The organism is Geobacillus thermoleovorans (genome assembly GCF_001610955.1).
GTDB lineage: Bacteria > Bacillota > Bacilli > Bacillales > Anoxybacillaceae > Geobacillus > Geobacillus thermoleovorans.
Genome location: NZ_CP014335.1, coordinates 1565679 through 1583436, shown reverse-complemented (window position 1 = coordinate 1583436; position 17758 = coordinate 1565679). Strand labels below are relative to the sequence as shown.

15 protein-coding genes are annotated in these 17758 nt (G+C 53.1%); 3 read left to right on the top strand and 12 right to left on the bottom strand.

The window, feature by feature from the left end:
* Window positions 1-209: 209 nt before the first annotated feature.
* The 6 genes from GT3570_RS07895 to GT3570_RS07870 all read right to left on the bottom strand — a co-directional run bounded on the left by GT3570_RS07895 (window position 210) and on the right by GT3570_RS07870 (window position 6845).
* On the bottom strand, window positions 210-1166 hold the full coding sequence (locus GT3570_RS07895; protein WP_062898606.1) for an MBL fold metallo-hydrolase: 957 nt from the start codon (window positions 1164-1166) through the stop codon (window positions 210-212).
* Window positions 1167-1306: 140 nt separating this feature from the next.
* A complete protein-coding gene (locus GT3570_RS07890) occupies window positions 1307-2554 on the bottom strand; it encodes an RNA-guided endonuclease InsQ/TnpB family protein (RefSeq protein WP_014195799.1) in 1248 nt (415 codons plus the stop codon).
* A 352-nt stretch (window positions 2555-2906) separates the two neighbouring features.
* On the bottom strand, window positions 2907-3794 hold the full coding sequence (locus GT3570_RS07885) for a sulfite exporter TauE/SafE family protein (RefSeq protein ID WP_011231133.1): 888 nt from the start codon (window positions 3792-3794) through the stop codon (window positions 2907-2909).
* A gap of 266 nt (window positions 3795-4060) precedes the next feature.
* Window positions 4061-5419, bottom strand: coding sequence for a type I glutamate--ammonia ligase (gene glnA / locus GT3570_RS07880; protein ID WP_013523716.1), 1359 nt, complete (start codon window positions 5417-5419; stop codon window positions 4061-4063).
* A 214-nt stretch (window positions 5420-5633) separates the two neighbouring features.
* Window positions 5634-6023, bottom strand: coding sequence for a gamma-glutamylcyclotransferase family protein (locus GT3570_RS07875; RefSeq protein ID WP_014195755.1), 390 nt, complete (start codon window positions 6021-6023; stop codon window positions 5634-5636).
* A 258-nt stretch (window positions 6024-6281) separates the two neighbouring features.
* Window positions 6282-6845, bottom strand: a complete 564-nt coding sequence (locus GT3570_RS07870; RefSeq protein ID WP_021322406.1) for a thioredoxin family protein — start codon at window positions 6843-6845, stop codon at window positions 6282-6284.
* 138 nt (window positions 6846-6983) lie between these two features.
* Here GT3570_RS07870 and GT3570_RS07865 point away from each other — a divergent pair, with 138 nt between their 5' ends.
* The 3 genes from GT3570_RS07865 to GT3570_RS07855 all read left to right on the top strand — a co-directional run bounded on the left by GT3570_RS07865 (window position 6984) and on the right by GT3570_RS07855 (window position 9889).
* A complete protein-coding gene (locus tag GT3570_RS07865) occupies window positions 6984-7970 on the top strand; it encodes a coiled-coil domain-containing protein (RefSeq protein WP_062898605.1) in 987 nt (328 codons plus the stop codon).
* Window positions 7971-8231: 261 nt separating this feature from the next.
* The gene (locus GT3570_RS07860; protein WP_014195751.1) at window positions 8232-9236 is read left to right on the top strand and encodes an LLM class flavin-dependent oxidoreductase; all 1005 of its coding nucleotides are present in this window, start codon (window positions 8232-8234) and stop codon (window positions 9234-9236) included.
* Between the two features lie 5 nt (window positions 9237-9241).
* On the top strand, window positions 9242-9889 hold the full coding sequence (locus tag GT3570_RS07855; protein WP_014195750.1) for an MOSC domain-containing protein: 648 nt from the start codon (window positions 9242-9244) through the stop codon (window positions 9887-9889).
* Between the two features lie 159 nt (window positions 9890-10048).
* On the opposite strand, the gene GT3570_RS07850 is transcribed toward GT3570_RS07855, so the two are convergent.
* From GT3570_RS07850 to GT3570_RS07825, 6 genes are all read right to left on the bottom strand, one after another.
* Window positions 10049-11854, bottom strand: a complete 1806-nt coding sequence (locus tag GT3570_RS07850; RefSeq protein WP_025039155.1) for an ABC transporter ATP-binding protein — start codon at window positions 11852-11854, stop codon at window positions 10049-10051.
* Window positions 11838-13574, bottom strand: a complete 1737-nt coding sequence (locus GT3570_RS07845) for an ABC transporter ATP-binding protein (protein ID WP_014195748.1) — start codon at window positions 13572-13574, stop codon at window positions 11838-11840. The genes GT3570_RS07850 and GT3570_RS07845 overlap by 17 nt, the downstream gene beginning before the upstream one ends.
* Before the next feature lie 406 nt (window positions 13575-13980).
* Entirely contained in the window at window positions 13981-14406 is a 426-nt protein-coding gene (locus GT3570_RS07840) for an STAS domain-containing protein (RefSeq protein ID WP_011231124.1), read from the bottom strand.
* 93 nt (window positions 14407-14499) lie between these two features.
* A complete protein-coding gene (locus GT3570_RS07835; protein WP_014195747.1) occupies window positions 14500-14925 on the bottom strand; it encodes an ATP-binding protein in 426 nt (141 codons plus the stop codon).
* Window positions 14926-14937: 12 nt separating this feature from the next.
* A complete protein-coding gene (locus GT3570_RS07830) occupies window positions 14938-16383 on the bottom strand; it encodes a SpoIIE family protein phosphatase (RefSeq protein WP_014195746.1) in 1446 nt (481 codons plus the stop codon).
* Between the two features lie 228 nt (window positions 16384-16611).
* Window positions 16612-17715, bottom strand: a complete 1104-nt coding sequence (locus GT3570_RS07825) for a GerAB/ArcD/ProY family transporter (protein ID WP_020279554.1) — start codon at window positions 17713-17715, stop codon at window positions 16612-16614.
* Window positions 17716-17758 lie beyond the last annotated feature (43 nt).

The following is a 17758-nucleotide window of genomic DNA, read 5'->3' as shown; positions in this document are numbered from 1 at the left end:
TTTCACTCTTCCGTTCCCCCTTGCTCATGGACGCTCTTTCCAACAGGAATCAGGATCGCTTATTTCCACTCTAACATATACACCGCGATTTCACGAAATGATCCGCCTAAAAACCGAACACACACAAAAACAGTTTTTCCCGTTTTTCCAATTTTCGCTTTCCCGTCAAAAAAAGAAACCCAGCCGAATCGGCCAGGCCAATCGAATGATCACCGTTGTTTCTGCCAATAATCGATCAACCCCATCGCGCACACTTGCAAATCAAGCTCGATCGCCGCATGCGCCGACGACGAAGATGGAGCGCCATGATCATCAAGAAACGCCATCACTTCGCCGCGCAACCGGTGCGCTGCCATTTTCGCCTGCTCGGCAGCCGGCGCTTCCGGATGACGGTCGACCGCTTCTTTTCCCGCCGCCACGAACTTCGGCAGCCAAACGCGAAGCTGGCGGAACGCCTCCTGTGGGTCATCCAGCATGCCAAAATGGCCAAAATAAATGCGTTCCGGTCTCAGCTTCTCAAGTCTTGCCGCCGACTGCTCCATGGCCTCGGGATCAAATTGGTTCGGAGATGTTGAAGGCAGGCAAAACGTAAGCCCCGCTTCTTGCAGCTGCGGATAAAAAACGCCGATCGTATCGCCGGTGAACACGCCGCGGCTGTACGAATCATAAATCGAAACGTGATGGTTCGCATGCCCCGGCGTATCATAAAACACAAGCGTCCGCTCCGCACTCAACTCCAACGTTTCCCCGTCCTCTTTCACGATCAATCGCTCTTCTGGCACCGGAAGAATCGGATCAAAGAGCGACTCAAACTGCGCGCCGTACACCGCCTTCGCTCCAGCGATGAGGCGCGATGGATCAGCCAAATGCCGCTTCCCTTTCGGATGGACGACAACCATCGCATTCGGGCAATGCTGAAGAAGCAACCCCACGCCGCCCGCATGATCCAAATGAATATGGGTGACGATGATATAGCGAATATCAGACGGATCAATATGAAGCGCTTTCAACCCAGCAAGCAAATGCGGCACCGACGGGCTTGGCCCTGTTTCCACGATCGCCAAGTTCTCTTCGTGAAGCACATATGTACCGGTGCGCTGCGGCATGCGCAAATCATACAAATCGATGAGTGAAATGCGGCGGCCGAGATCAAGCGGCTGTGCCATATTCCCTCTCCCCCTTTGGTTGATGATGCAGAATATTTTAACATAGAAACCGGCTTCCCGCTACAGGGGTTGGTGAACTACCCCCACTTAATTTTCTAGCGAAAATTTGAAGTGGGGGCTTCCAAAGAAGTTTGACTGCTTCAAGCAATCCTTATTCTTTGAGGCGTGTCCACTTCGCCGCTAGAGCATAAGACACTCAGGTCTACAGCTTTACTTTTCTTTAAGATGTTTAATGCGCCATTGACATCAGCATTAATTAGTTTGCCAGACTTTGTTCGATACAAGCCGCGCTTAATACGTTTGCCGCTGAACTTATATTCTTTTGGATTGTCGGCATTATATTCAGGAATCTCATCGCCGTCAAAAAAGCTGGCTTGAGACGTATATGATTCTTCCTGTTTCAAGAATTCAATGCCGTAAAATTCACAAAGATATTCTAGTTTTTCTTTTATGTTACCGAGAGGAATATTGACAAAGTTTTGATTTGTCTTTTTTCCTAGATTAATATTGCGTTGCCATGTTTCCGCATAGCCAATGACAAGTTTGCCAATTTGATTTTCAATACAGTAGTTAATGATGTAACGGCAAGTCTTGTTGATATAATCATTCACTTTATTATTGCGATTCATAGCAAGCAAAGCCTGTTTACGAGTGGTGCCTTTGATTTTTTGCTTATCTTTTATGCTTTGAAGTCTGGCATTTTCTTTGTTAAACCATTGATTTATACTTTTTAATCTCCGCCCATCAATGATGAATGATCTGCCGTCTGATGTGACACAAGTGGCAAAATTGTTTAATCCTAAATCAATTGCCAGTGCTTTTTGGTCATTTAATTCTCTTTGATCTTCAGGCATTTCATATTTGTACTGAATCTCAAAGAACCTGGCATGATGCTTAGGAATGATTTCAATCTGCTTAATCTTTTTGTCCAGTAACACAGGCGGAATCGTTATCGTGATAGGCTTGTGAGTCTTTTTAAATAGGCGAGAATACGGTATCGTGAATTTGTTGCCGTCTATACGAATCTGGCCAATGATCAGTGAATGAAAGCCATCTTTTTTAAGATATTTTGGAATACTGATAGCCTTGTGGTCATATTTTCCTTGTTTGGCAAGACTGATCAAACCAAAGAAAGATTTAAAGGCTTCATTGACCTTTTTTAAAATTTGCTGTGCCATGTTGCTGTTTAACAGCTTATAGTTTTCGTTAGTTTTTGCAAGATGATAGTTTTTCTCATAATTAAGAAATTCCTTGTGTTCAAAATAGTATTGTCTGACATTGTACAATCCGACGTTGTACATGTTCTTGGCAATATGGCACAGTTCTCGAAGAGTCAAGTATTCTTCTTTGGTCAAACCATTTAGCTGTTGTTTGATACAAAAATACATGTTTTCACCTCCCATCTAACTATAATACTATATTTTACTGAATCTATCCTATTTTCAGCAAAATATAGTTAAGGCGATTCATCTCCCACTTACTCCGCTTCGCTTCGTTGAAGTGGGAGTCTTCTCGCCTAATTAAGATAAAAAAGCAGCCCCTGCCCAGAGGACAAGAGCCGCCTTCTCGTTTCAACTGTCGTCAACGGGGCAACAACTGCTCCGCGCGCTATTTTTGAGGGCAGGCGCTGTCGACCGTTGCCCTCCGCAGCACGAACAAGCTCCCTGATGCTCAACCCGATCGCATCCAACGCTGCCGCCAACGGAAAGACACTGTCGTTTGCCAAGCGCCCCCTAATGCTTACGACGCCAACTCCCTGCCAGTCGCCTTTCCTTTCCGCCCGTTTCGGATCGCCAGCCATACCGCCGCGGCCCAACCGATGACGATGAGGCCATAAACGGTCGGATACACCGGCGCAGGCGCCTCCCAAGCGTGCAGGAGCGTGCGGACGTTCGTCAAAATAATCAACCCGCCGACCAACACTCCAAGCAAATGGGACGGCAGTTTGCGCACAAGCCAAGCGGCGATCGGTGCAGCGACGACCCCGCCAGCCATGAGCGTCAGCACCCAGTGCCAGTTCACTTGCTCCCAACCAAGCGAAATGACGAATCCTAGCGTCGCCGACAGCGCGACGGCAAATTCGGATGTATCGACGGTGCCGACCACCTTGCGCGCTTCCATGCTTTTATTGGCCAACAACACCGGCGTCGCAATCGGCCCCCATCCTCCACCGCCGGTCGCATCAAGGAAGCCAGCCACCAATCCGAGAGGGACGAGCTGCTTATTGGACCACTGTTTTCCGGGCGTCGACGGCGCGCGGCCGTTCAACACTAAAAATCGATAAATAATGTAAAAGCCAAGCGCCAACAAAAACAAGGATACATATGGTTTAATCAAATCTCCCGGCAAATTGCTTAAAAAGCATGCTCCGACAAACGCGCCGACCGACCCGGGAATGATGAGCCTAAAGGCCATGCGGCGGTCGACGTTGCCGAACTTCCAATGGGAAGCGCCAGATGCCGCCGTCGTCACCACTTCCGCCAAATGAACGGACGCCGAGGCGACGGCCGGAGCAATGCCGAACGTCAATAACAACGTCGACGACGTGACGCCATACGCCATTCCAAGCGAGCCGTCAATCAGCTGGGCGATAAATCCTACAAACACAAAAACGATCAGTTTTTTCATTGGTTTCCCTCCGTTTGCAATGGTTGAGCGCGTTACTTATAATTTAAATCTCATTATTCATAGATGTCAACTATGAATTTTAAAAAAATAAAAAATGCGATCATTTATTTTAGTCCCCGCTCGCAAGATGACGTTGCGAACACCGACGGCTTGGCGGCCGACGGACGGAAGGCGCCGCGCGGCCGTCCATAAAGACAAACAGCCGCCTGCAGAAAAAAGGCGCCCCGAATATGGCGACGGGACACCTTTTGGATGCTGGCTTTCGATCAGAACTTCCCTTGATACCGCTCGACTTCCCAAGCGTGGACCGCCGTGCGGTAGCTGTTCCATTCGTCTTTTTTCATCGCGACGTATTCGTTGAATACGTGCTCGCCAAGCGTCGCGCGGCCGATTTCTCCGCTTTCGAACGCAGCGATGGCCTCGCCCAAGTTTTCCGGCAAGTTGTCAATGCCAAGCTCCGCACGTCGTTCTTCCGACATATGGAAGATGTCTTCATCAATCGGCGCCGGAGCGGTTAAACCTTTTTCGACACCGTCAAGGCCAGCGGCAGCGATGATGGCATACGCCAAATACGGATTGGCCGACGGATCCGGGCAACGGAGCTCAACGCGCGTCGCGACGCCGCGTTTGGCCGGAATGCGGATGAGCGCCGAACGGTTGGAAGCGGACCAAGCGATGTAGCAAGGCGCTTCATACCCTGGCACAAGCCGTTTGTACGAGTTGACAAGCGGGTTCGTAACCGCCGCGAAGTGTTTTACGTTTTTCAGCAAGCCCGCGATGAATTGGTACGCTGTTTCTGACAACTGGTTCGCATCGTTCGGATCAAAGAACGCATTTTCCCCATCTTTGAAGAGGGAAATGTTGACATGCATGCCTGAACCGTTGATGCCAAACACCGGTTTTGGCATAAACGTCGCATGGAGGCCGAACTTGCTGGCAATCGTTTTGACAACCCATTTGTACGTCGTCGCATTGTCAGCCGCACCGAGCGCATCGGCATATTTGAAGTTGATCTCATGCTGGCCTTCCGCCACTTCATGGTGCGACGCTTCAATCGTAAAGCCCATCGCTTTTAAGGCGCGGTAAATTTCAAGGCGAACGCGTTCGCCCAAGTCTTTCGGAGACGGTTCGAAATAACCGCCGCCATCATGGAGCTCGAGCGTCGGATTGCCGTTTTCATCGGCTTTGAACAGGAAAAACTCCAGCTCCGGACCGACCGAGATCGTATATCCTTTTTCCGCCGCCCGCTCGATCGTTTTTTTCAGCACGTTGCGCGGGTCGCCTTCAAACAGCGTGCCGTCCGGATTGGTCACCGAGCAGAGAAAGCGCGCTTCCGCATAGCCTTCCTCGACCGTCCACGGCAAAACAGCAAACGTATTCAAATCCGGCAGAAGATACAAGTCGGAACGGTTGATCGGCGAGAAGCCTTTGATCGACGAACCATCAAACATGATTTTCCCTTCGACGACATCATCAAGCTGTTCAGCCGTCACGGTCACGTGCTTTAAGATCCCTTCAATGTCGACAAACTGCAAATGAAGAAGCTCAACGTTTTTTTCTTTGATCTTCTCTTTGATTTGTTCCAACAACTCCGTTTGTGTAGAGGAAACGAACGGCTTTGACATGTTACATTACCTCACATTCGTGCGTTTATTTTTCTAACATGCTTTTATTATAGAAAAAGAGAAGCCGTTTGGCAACACTTTTTTATCAATTTTTCTGTATTTTTATAATGAATTTTTTTGCAAACGGTTTCAAATTAGACGAATATTTATACAAAAAAAGCCAGCCGAGGAGATAATCGTCTCCTCGGCCGACTTTTTCTATCCACTATTGATGTTACGTTTTCTCCTCACGCCGACGCCACGAGCCGGACGAAATGATCGGCAGGCCGGCGGCTTTTTCCGGCAAGTAAACGTAGACGTACCCTTCGATCGGCTGGTGGGCGTCGCGGACCCATATCCGCTCATATTCGTTATCGTCCCGTCCTTCGGCGTAGTCTTCAAGCTCATCCATCGCTTTGAGCCCTTCCTCCGTCACCGTCAACCATTCCCCTTCCACTTCCCCTTCTTCTCCGAGCACAAGCGCAGGGTACGGGCCGACGCTGTACAAACGGCCGTTCACCTTCCCTGGGCATACGGCGCGAACATAAGGAGCTACAACACAATGGTTGTCCTCGCCGGTCAGCAACGTTCCATACACAAACACTCGATATCGTCTTTCCGCCATCTCACTTTTCTCCTTTTGTTTACATAACATAGATTATGAAAACTTGAAGAAGAAAACAAAAACAATGGAAGCCCTGCCTCTCATCCATCCTTGCCGCTCCGTGGCGGCGCCAGTGTGAATTTGTCAAGCGGACAGCGGACAACGAAAAAGCCGCGCCAGCTCCATGAGCGGCAACGGCACGGCTTGCGATGATCCCGCGGCAAACGAATGACGCTTTCTTCATCATATCCGTTCGACAACGAGAAGTCAAGCAACAGTTTACGCGGATGGCTTCCATTTAATGCTGCAGCCGATGCTCGGCTTTTGCTTTTCCGGCACCGGACGGCCCTCCAACAAAGCATCCAGCGCGGCGCGGATCGATTCCCCGGTCACCGGAATGCCGTTGTTCGGCCGCGAATCATCAAGCTGGCCGCGGTAAACGCATTTCAGCTCACGGTCGAAAATATAAAAATCCGGGGTGCAGGCGGCGTCGTACGCCTTCGCCACTTCTTGCGTTTCGTCATACAAGTATGGGAACGGGTAGCCAAGCTCTTTAGCCACTTTTTTCATGTTTTCGGGCGAATCTTCCGGATATTGTTCAGCATCGTTGGAGTTGATGGCGACAAACGACACCCCTTTGGGCATATAATCGTTTGCTAGGCGAACAAGCTCGTGCTGTACATGCTTTACAAACGGGCAATGATTGCAAATGAACATAATGACAGTCGCTGCGTCCGATTTCACATCCTCAAGACGAACGACGTTGCCATCGATGACATTCGTGAGGGCAAACGGGGGCGCTTGTTTGCCAAGCGGAAACATATTCGATTCGACAGCTGGCATACCTAACACCCTTTCTTCCATTTTTTCTCTTTCTATTATACCAAAAGAGAGCGGAACGCCACAAATAAACCGCCCAAACCGACCGAGCGGCAGCGGCATATGATGCCACATAGACGAACGGAAAGGAGGCTTTTCCCATTGATTTACATGAACAAACAGATGACCCCGCGCGTGTACGGTGCAACTCCGCCTCCCTCCTCGCATTCGGTGTTTTATTACCGACGCGCCAAAACGGAACAAATGATTGAAGAGCAAACCCAGCTGCTTGAACAGTTGGCCGAGGCGTTCCTTCGCCTCAAGCTGGCGGTGGAGGAAGGACGAAAGCAGCAAGCCGATGATCGTGAGAAAATCGCCGATGCCTTGACTCGGCTTGAGCGTTCGCTTGCCGCCGGGCAAACGGAACAAGCCGAGCATAGCGGGCGTCTCGTCAAGGCGCTGGACGGCCTCAAGGGGATGGTGGCGGCAAGCCAAACCGAGCAAACGGAACTGTATCGCGAACTAACTGAAACCGTTTCGCGCTTCATTGATGCCTCTAATGCCGGGCAAAACCTGCAGGCGGAGCAAAGCAAGCAATGGGCGGCAGCGTTCGACCGGCTTGAGCAATTGCTCGCTGCCGGACAACGAGAACAAGCGGAGCTCGCCGAAACGCTGGCCCGCCTTGAACGATCGATCAACGCTCACGAGCAGATGGAGCACGAACAGCGGCGCGCATGGGAGGAGCAGTTTACAAAAGAAGAAACAGCGCGCCAAGCGGTCATCGAAGCGTTGATGGTGCAAAGTGAAGCGATGCACCGGCTTGAGCGGCAATCGACTGAGCGGGAACAAACAACCGAAAGAATGGCCGCCCGCCTGGAAGGACAAGACAAACTGTACCAAAAATTAGTGGAACAGCTCGAGTTGCAGCACGTCTTTCACCAGACCGTCATCGAGCGGCTTGAAGCGCAAGAGGCGGCGCAATACAAAGTGACCCGCCAGCTCGACAGCTTAAAAGAAGCGCTGTATGAACGATGCTCCTTTATCGTTGACAGCGTCAAACAACTGTTTTCCTCGTTCTTTTCCGGGAGGGGGCGCAGCCAAAAAATCGACCGCCAAGCCGCTGAACCAAAAAACCCGATCCGCTTGTAGAATGTCATCCTCTTTCGGCGTCTGCCGCCATCCGCCGGCTGAAACGGCGGACTGTTTTTTTTGGCTGGCTGCCGTCGGATGGCAAAAGCAAATCAATGGACAACAAGAAACGAAACATCCCATAATAAGAACTAACCATTTTTATCATCTCGCGCCGAGAAGACCCCCACTTCTACGCGTTAGCGTAGGTGGGAGAGCGTTCAACCGCAAGGAAAAGAAAGCCTTGATACATCAACATTTCGAGAGGGAGGAGAAATGATCATGCCGCTAAAGCTCAGCGTTCTTGATCAATCGCCCATCGCCGAAGGCATGACCGCGGAAGAAGCGCTTGAAAACACGGTCCGGCTCGCCCAGTTTGTCGAAGAGCTCGGCTACAAGCGTTTTTGGGTGTCCGAACACCACGACGCGAACAGCCTCGCCGGCTCGTCTCCAGAAGTGCTGCTTGGACACATCGGGGCGAAAACGTCGCGCATTCGCATCGGCTCAGGCGGAGTGATGCTGCCGCACTACAGCGCCTATAAAGTGGCAGAAAACTTCCGCGTGTTGGCGGGTCTAGCCCCCGGCCGCGTCGATCTCGGCATCGGCCGCGCGCCTGGCGGCATGCCGCGGGCGACGATGGCGCTCCAAGACGGCCGGCCGCGTTCAGCGGACCGCTATCGGGAGCAAATCGATGACTTGCTTGGGTATTTGCACGATGCGCTTCCGCCCGTCCACCCGCTTTATGGCGTCAAGGCGACGCCGATTGTGCAATCGCCTCCAGACGTTTGGCTGCTCGGATCCAGTTCGGAAACAGCGAAGCTGGCGGCGGAAAAAGGGCTGCCGTACGCCTTCGCGCAATTTATTAACGGCGAAGGCGGCCAAGAGTACATGCAACTGTATCGCGACCGGTTTACCCCATCGCCGCATTTGGACGAGCCGCGTACACTCGTGGCTGTATTTGCGATTTGCGCCGAAACGGATGAAAAAGCGGAATGGATCGCGGGAAGCCTTGACTTGACGCTCCTCATGATCGAACAAGGGATGGCCGTCAACGGCACGCCGAGTCCGGAAAAAGCAGCCGCCTACCCATACAGCCCGTATGAACGCAAACGGATCGCAGACAATCGGAAGCGGATGATCGTCGGCAGTCCGGCGCGCGTCAAAGACGAGCTGTATCGGCTGAGCGAAAAGTATGAAACAGAGGAAATCATGCTCGTGACGATTACATACGACTTCAAAGATAAACTCGCGAGTTTCCGGCTCATCGCCGACGCTGTATGGGGGTGAACGCGATGCAGATTCTCTCCATTAATGTCGGGAAGCCGAAAACGCTCCACATCGGCGGCCAGCGGATCACAACCGGCATTGACAAAACGCCGGTCGCTCATCCCGTTGCAGTCGGCAAACAAAACTTGGCTGGAGATGGACAAGCCGACCTCGTCCATCACGGAGGAGAAGATAAAACGATTTGCGCCTATCCGTCCGAGCATTTCGTCTATTGGGAAGAGCGATACGGCCGCCCGTTTACGGCGGGGGCGTTTGGAGAAAACTGGACGCTTCTCGGTTTGACGGAAGACGATGTGTGTCTTGGCGACATTTATGCTGCCGGCACGGCGCTCGTACAAGTGTCACAGCCGCGCCAGCCGTGCTCCAAATTGGCGTTCAAACATCAGCTGCCCGATTTGCCGAAAGCCGTCTGCCAGACAGGAAAAAGCGGGTTTTACTTTCGCGTTCTCAAAGAGGGCGTCGTCGCTCCAGGCGCGCCGCTCGTTCTCGTCGAGCGGGGCGCGGGGGCGCTATCCATCGCGTATATCAATCACATTTACTATCATGAGCGGGACAATGCCGCCGCCATAAAGCAAATCGCCAGCCATCCGGCCTTATCCGCAAGCTGGCGCGAAGCGTTTCAAAAGCGCCTCTCCGAGCGAACGCGTCCTTAAGCCTATGCTGGCAAGACACGCCCGACACAAGCCGGCGTTTCACATAGCGATAGAAAGGCGCCCTGATCGTCGACCCTCGCGACACATGGCTTTGTTCAACGATCGGGGCGCTCGTTTTCGGTTCAGCGGGAGAGCGGCGTCGCCGGGCAGGCGCATTCCTCATCGGGCCGCATGCACACTGCGTTTCCAATAGCGGCAATACAACTGGAAATAAAATCCTTTTACAGCCAACAGCTCTTCATGCGTCCCTTGCTCGATCACTTTGCCGTCGTTGAGCACAAGGATGCGGTCGGCATGTTGAATCGTGTTCAACCGATGGGCGATGACCAAGCACGTCCGGCCGTTCATGAGCCGCGCGAGCGCTTCTTGAATGCGCACTTCGGTCACCGTATCGATGTTGCTCGTCGCTTCGTCCAAAATCAAAATGGCCGGGTCGGCGATCATCGCCCGAGCGATGGCCAACAGCTGCCGCTGCCCTTGGCTGATTCCGCCGCCTCCTGGGGCCAAAACGGTGTCATAGCCGTCCGGCAGCTTCATAATAAAGGAGTGGGCGTTCGCCTGGCGCGCCGCCTCCTCGACTTCTTCATCGGTCGCCTCAAGCCGGCCGTAACGAATGTTGTCGCGGATCGTTCCGGCGAACAAAAACGTATCTTGAAGCACAAATGCCATATGCCGGCGCAAACTCGCCCGCTTGATCGTCCGGCTGTCGCGCCCGTCGATCAAAATCACTCCTCGATCTGGATCGTAAAAGCGGGTCAACAGCTGCAATACGGTCGTTTTACCGGCTCCAGTTGGGCCGACAAGCGCGACCGTCTCTCCTGGGGCGATGGAAAAGGTGACGCCGTCGAGCGCCGGGCGCTGTTTGTCGTAAGAAAAGACGACTTGACGAAACTCAATGCGTCCATCAAGCCGGTCCAAGGCCGCCGCTTCCCGCTCGTCTTCCTCTTCTTTCGGCAAATCCAAAATTTCCAACACCCGTTCAGCGCCAGCCAACGCCGACAGCAACGTGTTCCATTGGTTGGCCAAATCGTTGAGCGGTCGGGTAAACTGGCGGGCGTATTCGACAAACACGACGATCGTCCCGACCGATATCGCTCCTTTGGCCGCCAGCCATCCGCCGACGCCAGCGATGAGGGCGAAGCTTACGTTGTTTAAAAAGTTCATCAGCTTCGGGATGAAGCCGGAATACGTTTGCGCCCAAAACCCGGCTTGTTTCAGCTCGGCGTTTTTGCGCGCCAATTCAGACTCCATCCGCTCTTCTTGGGAAAACAGCTTCACGACTTTCTGTCCGGAAATGACCTCTTCGATAAAGCCGTTCATCTCACCGAGCGCCCGTTGCTGCTCACGGAAACGCACCCGCGTCCGGTTTGTGATCCAGCGCATGCCCACATACATCAGCGGCACGACAACAAGCGTTACGATCGTCAACACAACGCTCTGTGAAAGCATGACCACGATAGCGCCCATCAAAGTCAACGTGCTCGAGACGACCTGAACAACAGTACTGTTAAATGTCTGGCTCATATTGTCGATGTCGTTTGTAATCCGGCTCATCAGCTCCCCTTGCTGGCGGCGGTCAAAAAACGAAATCGGCAGCTCATGAAAATGGCGAAACAACCGCTCTCTGATCGCATGCACCGTCCGCTGGCCGACATCGATCATCCAATAGTTTTGCAAAAACGTCGCCGCGCCAAGGGCCATATAAATGGCAAGAAGCAAAACGAGCGTCGCTAAAAAACCGTCCGTCCTCCGCTCGATGATGTACACATCGACCGTCCAGCCGATGACGTACGGACCGGCGAGCGCCAGCGCTGAGCTGACGACAACCATGGCCATAGCCGCAAACAGCTTTCGCTTTTGCGGAGCGATAAATGCCCAGAGCCGCCGCAAGGTGCCGACGCTGTTTTTTGCCCGCTGCGGACTTGCTCCCAAACGCGCTCCGTGAGGACTATGCCGTAGTGACATCAATCGATCCCTTCTTTCCTTCCTGCGTGGCGACGATGCGTCGATACAGTTCGCTTGCCGCCAGCAGTTGTTCATGGCTTCCTTGCGCGATCAGGCGGCCGTCTTCCAAAAGCAAAATCGTATCCGCCGCCATCGCTGTGCTCACCTTTTGCGTCACTATCACCGTCGTGCACGCATACCGCCGCAACGCTGCGAGCAGCTTTGCTTCCGTCTCTGCATCGAGCGCGCTTGTGCTGTCATCCAAAAGCAAAATGCGCGGTTGCCCAACCAAGGCGCGGGCGATCGACAGCCGCTGCTTTTGCCCGCCTGATAAATTGACGCCCTTTTGACCGATCAGTGCGTCGTATCCATCCGGAAACCGAGTGATTGTTTCATGAATTTGCGCATCACGAGCCGCCTGCACAATCTCTTCCATCGTCGCTGTCATCTTGCCGAAGCGAAGGTTGTCGGCGACCGTTCCGGAAAATAGCAGCACTTCCTGCGGAACAAAACGAACATACATTCGCAGTTGTTCGACAGAAAACTCGCGCACGTCGATGCCGTCGATCAACACTCGCCCGGCGCCTGGTTCATACAGCCGGGGGATGAGCTGAAGAAGCGTCGATTTGCCGGAACCAGTCGCCCCTAAAATAGCCGCCGTTTCTTGCGCGTGGATGACAAACGATACGTCAGAAAGCGCGTCAAGTTCGCTGTCTGGATAGCGGAACGAAACGTGCTCAAAGCGAATTTCCCCGCGCCGGACGATCGGTCCATCGGCTCTGTGCTCCCCGCTTCGCTCTTCCGGCACCTCAAGCAGTTCAGCGAGGCGGGCGGCCGAGGCGCGCGCCCGCGAGAACGCCATGGTAATAAACGTAAACATCGACAACGCCGCCGTCGCCCGCGTCGCGTAGTTGACGACGGCGACGACTTGCCCGGCGCTCGCCGTCCCGGACTCAACATCCAGGCGGCCGAAAAACAGCAGAGCGAGAATGGCCGTGTTCATCAAAACCAACAACACCGGGCTGATCGTCTCGATGAGGCGCAGCACGCCCATCGTCCGCTCCATGAGCGCATTGTTCGCCGCCGCAAATCGCTCCTCTTCATATTCTTTTCTCATCCATGCTTTGATGAGGCGCATGCCGGCCAAATTTTCACGCATCACGCCATTCACTCGATCGAGCGCCCGTTGGACGGCGGAAAAGGACGCCGCTGCCCTTTGCACAACCCACAATAAAAAAGCGGCGGAAAGCGGAACCGCGACCGCTAAAACCAACGCCAGACGAGCATGGACGACAAACGCCATCGCGACGCCAAAGACGACCAGAAGCGGTGCACGCAAGGCGATGCGCAAACTCATAAACAACATGTTTTGCACTTGGGTCACATCGTTCGTCATCCGGGTGATGAGCGAGGCCGGCGCCAACTGCTCGATGCGCGCAAGCGAAAACGATTGGATTTTGGCAAACAGCGCCGTCCGCAGCGCAAATCCGTACTCCTGACCGACGTAGGCAGCAGCAAATGAGTTGGCGATGCCCGAGGCAAACGCCAACAGCGACGCCCCGAGCATCACGGCTCCCCACGTGAAAATGGCCGCAACATCCTGTTTCATGACACCATCGTCGATGATTTTCCCCATCAACAGCGGCTGCCAAAGCTCGATGATGAGCTCGGTCAACATAAACAACCAAGCCAACGCCATCCACTTCCAGTATGGCCGCAAATAGATAAGCACCCGCCCCATGTCTGCGCCACTCTCCTCTCCATTCCGATCGCGGGGCCCAGCCGCCGTTCATCGTTGTGTATAATTTTATTCTAAACCCGAAATATTTATTTGACAATGAGAATGCATTTGCAGAAGCAGGGATGCTCCCGGCCAAGAGGAACAAAACCCCCGAACGAATGTCTCATCGCTCGGGGGCCATCGGCGGCAATAGGGGAACAACTGGTCTGTTCAGTCGTTTCGATCGAGATGCCTGACTGGCGGGTGACTGAACAACACCGCTTCCAGACCCATGCATGGGTCTGTGAAGCAGGGGGTTATTCAGTCTTCCATCACACCTTGCCTTCAGCAGTCGGAAAAATAGACGACACGCTTTTGGGCCAGCGAAATGTGAAACCTTCCAGTTGATTCGGCATGAGAGCCATGTCTATGACGAACGCTGACGCCATGCCGAATAAAGCGCCTCCTGGCTAATATGGTCGAAAGAGCTTGGCGGTGCAAGGGACAACAGCTGTTGTTCATCGCCAACGATCGGCAACAGCCGGTCGAGCTTGGCCATCAGCAAAATCTTTTCTATAGCGGCGTTATCCCGGACGACGATGGCCATGACGCGGCTTTCGCTGACGATTTGCTTAAAAAAGCGGACAAGGAGCGCTAATCCAGTACTGTCCAAAAATCGAAGGCCGCTCACGTCGACAACGACAAGGCGGCGCTTGACAGCAGCCACCGCCGTCGCCAGCTTTTGTTCCGCCGCGAGCTGCGTATCATAGGCGAGCCGTCCAGTTAGCTTGATGCATTCGTATGCGCGTTCTACAACCATTTCCAATTCAAACGACAACCGATGCTGTTTCATTGTATCCCCCTATCGTTGACCAGCCATGCCTTGCCCTCGGCCACCACCCGCATTCGTTCCGATCACATGGGTGCATCATTGCACCAAAGCCAGTTATGTTGCATTCCGACTCATTTTCATGACAAGCATCCGACGGCCGCCCTTTTGCTCAACCCACATAACGTCATCCATAATTTCTCGGATGAATAGCAACCCTCGTCCCGATTCGGCGAGCAATACATCAGAGAGCGTCATTTGATCAAGCTGCTCGATCACTTCCGCTGGAACGCCGCCGCCCTCGTCTTCAACCGCCACGGCCACATCAGCGCTTGTGACGAAAAAGGAGAGCGAAATCGTCCCCGCCTCCATCCCCGCCCGTTGAACAGCTTTAACGGCATTGACGACCGCTTCATGCACCGCCAACACAAACAATTCCGCATCACGGACAGCAAACAACGAAGCAGCCTGCTCCGCAAGGAGATGGCAAACCAAAACCGCTTCCTCGTCCGCCCGGCAGCGCACGATCCATTCACACACCACCAAGCGTCCCGCCTATCCATGAACCGTGATGGACAATAAGCAAATGTCGTCCGAAGGGCTGACAAGCGGCGGACCTTGGCTGATTAAACGTTCGAGGAAGCGTTTATCCGGCAAATGGCGGCACATTTGCGTACATAAGCGAATTTTTTCAATGCTTTGCAAAATCGACGGATCGATCTCCTCTAAAATGCCGTCTGTATACAAAAGGAGGCGGGCCCGCTTGTCGTAATGAATCACCTCTTTTTCAAACGGCAAGGAAAACGGGCTGCCGATCGCCAAACCGCCTTTGTCCAACTCACGGACGCTTCCGTCGTCCAAAACGAGCAGCCCAGCCGGATGGCCGGCGTTGGTATATTCAATTTTCCGCTCTTTCGTGTCAATCACTAAATAAATCATGGAAAATAGGTGGCGGATGTTGTTGGCCTCATCAGGAAACAACGTTTGCACATGCTTCTCCAGCTCGCTCGCCACCGAGACCGGGTCAATGACGCGCACGATCAACCCGCGCAAAAGCGAGCGGAGCAACATGCTCACCAAGGCCGACGAAATGCCGTGGCCCATCACGTCGATGACGATCACCCCGTAGCGGTACAGGTCGATTTGATAGCAAGCGTAAATATCGCCTGACAAATCATCGGATGGAATATAGACGGCATCCATCGTCACCGCCTCGTTTTGAATGAGCGGCGTCAGCAAATTTTGCTGAATTTTTTTGGCCAGCTCGACTTGGCGCCGCCGCTCAGCCTCTTTTTGCTTTTGCTTCGTCTCATCTTCGACAAGGACGATATATCCGTCCGCCTGAAGCACGGGAATGACCGTATAGGCGACATTGGCGGACGTGCCGTCCCGGCGCTGCACCATCCCTTCGCCGCATCGCTGCTCTTTGGGAGGAAACGGAAGCCATGTTTGGCTGCCGCAACGAAAGAGCGACCATATCGGGCGGCCGACCGCCTCTTCTTTTCGGCGCCCAAACAGCCGCTCTGCACTAAGCCCCCAATCTTGCACGGTTCCGTCCGCCGCCACCGGAACAACAGCGAACGGGGCGGAATCGTAAATGACCTCAAGCAACTCAGACGGCGTCGGTCGATCAGCCGGAGGCATAGCGGTTTGTTCAACAAAATGCCAAACGAGCCATTCTCCCTCGCTGCCTGACAACCGATAGACGTTCATCCAGCTCATGTATGCTTTCCCGCTTTTCGCCACATGGCGCGCTTCTCCTTGCCAACATCCGTCCTTTTTTACCGCCTCGGCGATGCCGTCCAACAACGCGGCCGACCATTCGGCTGAAAACAGAACGCCGACCGGCCGCCCGACTAATTCGTTTTTGGCAAATCCGAGCCATCTTGGCGTCGGTTCGCTGACCGCAACAATCGAAAGTTGACGGTCGGTAATCACCATGCCGCTGCCCAACTGTTCCGCGTCTAGCTGATCGATCGCCTGTACATTCGCCTTCACCATCGTTCAACCCTTTTTCGTTATAATCAAAATCAATAGCCTTCAGCTGACACCGGCTTCCCGAAACAAAAACGCGCATCGGCGCCGGGTTGTTTCCACCCCGCCTTCGGGTTGCATGTTCAGCACCACTTTTCGCCCCATTGTTCCTCGTAGGAACAGGTTATTGTTGTATTCGTGTTTTTTTGCGGTTTTTCCTGCTTGCTGCCGCATAAATCTTCTAGTCCGTTTTTCTTATTTTGCCGATGATCCAAACCGCCGGCGAATCGCCGCAATCACAAGCAAGAGCACCGGAATGATGATTTGCAGCGGGATGTGCAGATAGAACGTGACAATCTTTAATCCTTCATGAATATGCTCCACATAGTTGCTTGCCATCGCCACCGACCACAATAAGACAAGCGCCCCAAACGGATAAACAAGCCGCTGGTGGTTCGAAAACCCGAATACATGAGCCACCCCCACGACGCCGGCATAAAAAAAGATGGAGACTTTGAAAAACCCCCCGATCACTAGAGCGACCATAAAAAAGACATCAAGCCGCTCTAAAAAGTGAGCGACTTGAATGCGGCGGATCGTATCGAGCAACGGAAACGATGAACGTGACACCGCATCAGCTCCCAAGACGGCCGTATTAACGGCCATAATGATCGCCAGGTTGATCCCGGTCAACACCATCCCGGCAACGGCGGCCCGCCGCGCTTTTTCCGGACGATTCAAGTATGGAAACAGCATGGTAAACACGATCATTTCGCCAAACGGCACGTACAACGTTTCCGTGAACACCGTTTTCCACACCCGTTTCCACCCTTCCTCTAATACCGGTTGGAGCTGGGTGAGATCAACAACTCCGGAAGCGATAACTAAGATGAATCCAACAACCGCCAGTATTTGCAATAACGTATAAAGCAGTTCGCCGGTGCGCGCCAATACTTCGATGCCTTTATAGGCGCTGTACATGACCGTCATAGCCATAAGGGCATTCAAAACAAACAGCGGTGTTTCCGGATAGGCAAACGTGAGCAACAGTTCGCCAAAATCACGCAACACACGGGCGGAGATATAGAAAAAATAGGTAATATAGAGAACCGCCAACAACTTGCCGAGCGGCTTGCCGACGATATGTGTCACATAGGAAGTCAGCGGCTGATCGGGGTAATAATGAAACAAACGCTCGTAAACCAAAAACAGCAACAGCCCAAGCGCCAGACCGAGCAAAATGGTGATCCACACATCTTGCTTGGCGCTGACGCCGAGCGGAATGACGATCGCACTGCCATGCTCAAACAACACAATCAGGACAAACAGCTGGCGCATATTGATTTTACTATGTTCCATCTCGCTCCATCGCTCCTCACTCCACCGTATCCAAGTTTTTTGA